Raw genomic sequence first — 3,081 nt, forward strand, 5'->3', positions numbered from 1 at the left:
GCCAAGGTTTCAGTCACTTCTGTGAGTTGTTGTTCACTGGGACTCGCCTGTACCAGTGCATCGTGAAACTGCGAAACCTCTTTGATCAAGCGAATATACGCGCGGACCTGCGGTGTATCTGGGAGTGGACGACGACGGGCCTTCGCCATCTCGATGGCATCAGTGTGCTGTGTTGTGGACATTGTTCAAGGATAACCCCGAGTTCTTAGATTTGCAGGATAGCCTTCGCGATCATGAAATAGATGATCAGCCCGGTGGCATCGACGAATGTGGAAATGAACGGGTTCGAGAACACAGCGGGATCCACTTTGATGGCACGTGCAAGCAACGGCATCGCCCCGCCGACCGCCGCGGCCACGGTACACACGGCCAACAACGTCAGCCCAATGACCAGCCCGACCTCGAACTCATAGATCAGGGCCGTAATCACAAAGCCGAGTGACCCCAATAAAATTCCGAGCATGAATCCGGTACGCAACTCTCTGGTGAGCACACGGAACAGGTCACGCGGTTCAATATCGTGCAAGGCCAGAGCGCGGGTCACAGTGGTAGCCGCCTGATTTCCAGTGTTCCCACCGGTCCCGATAAGCAACGGCACGAACAGCGCGAGCACGGTCACTTGTTCAAGGGTTGCCTCGAAGACCGACAGCACCTGGACAGTCAGGGTTGCACCAACCGCCAGGACGAGCAACCAGGTGATGCGGCTGCGCACCAATCGTGAAACCGGCGTTGAGAGATACGGACGACGCAGCGGTTCCACACCACCCTGACGTGAGACGTCTTCAGATTCCTCATGCTCCAGAATCCGTACCGCATCATCCAGGGTAAAAATACCGACGAGTCGCTCCTCGTGATCCACTACAGACAGCGCGAACGTACCGCGCCGTGCCGTTCTACGAGCCACATTTTCCGCATCCTCGGAAACATCAGCGGTTCGAGCAGTCCCCATGAGCTCGTCAACAGATTGCGTATCCTGAGCACCCATGAGCTGGCGCAAGCTGACAGCTCCGATCACGCGTCGACCGTCGTCGATGACCGGCAGATAGTAGACGGTTTCTGCGGTGTGGAGCCGCGAGTTCACCCGTTCCATAGCATCGGCAACCGTATTATACGGGCGCAAGGTAATGAACTGGGGGCTCATGCGTCGGCCGATCGATCCCTCCGCATAGCCCAGCAGCGCCGAGGTTTGGGCGCGCTCGTCGACGTCCAAGCCCGCTAAAAGTTTCGAAGCTACGGTGGCGGGCAATTCATCCAGCAACCACACACGGTCGTCCGGGGCCAGTCCAATAAACAATTCAGCGGTGTCATGCTCCTGCAGGGCATTTACCAGGTCTCCCTGCAACACCGGCGGGAGGCCTTCAAAAACTCGCAGCGCCAAATCTTTATCGAACATTAAGTACACAAAGGCTCGGTGACGGTGGTTCAAGCGTTCGAGGACACTGATCGCGTCTGCCGGTTTCAGCACGTTGATGCGTTGGGCCACTTCAGCGAAATTCTCGTCGTTGAGGTGATCTTCGATTTCGTCAATCAGATTCTTGACGTCGATTAGCTGCCTATTGGCCATAGCAACCACTTTCATAAGCTCAAAGCAATGGGTCTACACCCGTGGATATCAAAGTTGCTGGAGCACCGTAGCTGCGAAGAACCGCTGTTAAAGAATGCGGTACCGGGCGGCGTCCAGCCAAGGACAATAACTAGAACTCTCGTCCAACGAGGACACCTCCCAAATACTGTATGTTTGCCGCATGTCTGCGCAATGCGGCGGACCATAGTTCAGCCTATCAGCAGCTTCTCACCAAGCTGGAACCGCTCAACGCCCCCTACCCAGATGACCTCTTTAATCTCACACCACATTTTGCACCACAGGGTGGTCCTTTCCGCGATAAGTGCTTAACCAAGGCGGGCATACCCTGAGAGATTGAACATTTCGCACTGTTGCCCGACGTTAACATGGCGCGCATGACGATCCGGAGTTATTATGTGCCCAAAGGCACTTCTGGTCTTTCAAATACATGAGCGGTATGCCCATATGTCTGCCCCACCCCATTCAACTGACAAGACGTTGCCGGAATGGGACGACTTGTCAGTTCTCGTCGCCGAAGTCGAAGCCGCTATTTGGGATGAGCATTTCGACGACGCAGCTCGCCTTCTCGAGGACAATATTGCTGCACTATGGTTTGGACTACGACCTGCAAGAATGGCAGGCGTTCTCGAAATAATTCTGGAGAATTTACCATCGCCTCCCCTGCTACTCATCGCTGCCTATCGAATCCTCAAGGCCTCCCGAGCTGAAAGAGCTGAGAGTCGGAAGTCCCTGTCAGATATCGACAGCGAAGACCCACAACAGATGTTCATCCTGGCTATGTTTCGGATGCACGACCTTCGTATGGAAGGACGCGTCGTCGAGGCTCTGGCCCAAGCCGAAATCATCGAAGAACTCCTCGGCAAAATGCGGTTTGTTCTCGACCCTCAGGGTGGCTGGCGCTTACAAGCATCTTTAGAGATCGGGATCTCGGCCATGCTGGCCGGGGATTTCACGAAAGCACTCACGATTTTCACACAGGTACAACTCCACCCGGCCACGCCAAAATATAGTTACCTGACACGCGCTGTATTGGTGAAGTCCGCCCTGATCCACGCATGCTTCGGCAACGTCACGAGTGCTAAAGCCTTCCTTAAACGGACGAGGCGCATTGAACGAACTTCAAGTTGGCTCGAGGAGCAAATTGATACGCAATTGGAGTTTGTCCGTATTCTAACCTTCTCGGGAAGCAGTGAGATCGCGCTTGACCGGCTTGAAGCAGTCAGCCTCCACGATATCGGCGAGATGTGGCCCTTCTATATCGTGGCGATTCACCGTATATTCGAGTCCGCCGGTCACTACAGCGAACTAGAACACCGCCTTGAGATGTTCGATGCCCTACCGTTTCCGCGAGTTGATGGCGTTGGATTCTCAGGCAGCGTTATCCCGCTCAAACGGGCAAAGCTTGCCTTACGGCTAGGCAAGGGCTCCGAAGCAGTGGAGTTCTTAGGGCGGGCCGACCCGCAACTCATGTATACGAAGCTTATCCAAGCCGCTGC

The 3,081-nt window shown here is 54.9% G+C and carries 3 protein-coding genes; 1 reads left to right on the forward strand and 2 read right to left on the reverse strand.

Features of this window, described 5'->3' with window-relative positions:
* Both L0H14_RS12215 and mgtE read right to left on the reverse strand, forming a co-directional pair.
* A partial coding sequence (locus tag L0H14_RS12215; RefSeq protein ID WP_301421969.1) for a hypothetical protein occupies window positions 1–182 on the reverse strand: 182 nt, incomplete at its 3' end.
* A 23-nt stretch (window positions 183–205) separates the two neighbouring features.
* Window positions 206–1,564, reverse strand: a complete 1,359-nt coding sequence (gene mgtE / locus L0H14_RS12220; RefSeq protein WP_301421970.1) for a magnesium transporter — start codon at window positions 1,562–1,564, stop codon at window positions 206–208.
* 465 nt (window positions 1,565–2,029) lie between these two features.
* Here mgtE and L0H14_RS12225 point away from each other — a divergent pair.
* Window positions 2,030–3,081, forward strand: a 1,052-nt coding sequence (locus L0H14_RS12225; protein WP_301421971.1) for a hypothetical protein, incomplete at its 3' end; no start/stop codon positions are given.

This window comes from Yaniella sp. (assembly GCF_030453185.1).
In the GTDB taxonomy this organism is placed as follows: Bacteria; Actinomycetota; Actinomycetes; order Actinomycetales; family Micrococcaceae; genus Yaniella.

Coding starts and splice junctions, on each gene's coding strand:
- mgtE (WP_301421970.1), bottom strand. CDS start 1,564: ATGGCCAATAGGCAGCTAATCGACGTCAAGAATCTGATTGACGAAATC.